This is a genomic window from Paraburkholderia sp. JHI2823, assembly GCF_038900695.1.
Lineage (GTDB): Bacteria > Pseudomonadota > Gammaproteobacteria > Burkholderiales > Burkholderiaceae > Paraburkholderia > Paraburkholderia mimosarum.
Genome location: NZ_JAYMRY010000319.1, coordinates 1 through 410, shown reverse-complemented (window position 1 = coordinate 410; position 410 = coordinate 1). Strand labels below are relative to the sequence as shown.

Genomic DNA, 410 nt, shown 5'->3' with positions numbered 1-410 from the left:
CTCCCGGATCGTTCGCGTGGTCGTAGACCTCGACGTCGTTGTTGTCGAACAGCGCTTCGAGCGTCGCCGGTCGGTTGAATTCGAGCGGCGAGAAGTAGCGGCTGAAGCGATAGCGTCCATCGAACACGCTGCGGATCGTGCCGCGCAGCCGGAAGTCCGGTTGCTGCGCGACCGCCCGGCGGCGGACTTCCTCTTCCGGCACGCCTTTCTCGTGCAGAGTCTTGAACTCCTTGATCATCCACTCGCTGTCGTAGTAGAGCAGCATCGCGTAGTTGAACAGCGCGGTCGAGCGGACCGTGTCGACGCGGGCCTGCTCGGGTTTGCCGAGCAGTTGCGTCAGGTCGTGGCCCTTTAGCGCAGCGCCGCCAACCGTCTGCAGGCGTGCGGCGTCGAGGCCGGTCAGGCCGAGC

General features: G+C 65.4%; 1 pseudogene. It reads right to left on the bottom strand.

What is annotated here, in order from left to right:
• Positions 1-410: pseudogene (locus VSR34_RS38820) on the bottom strand (arylsulfatase); the annotation flags it as partial.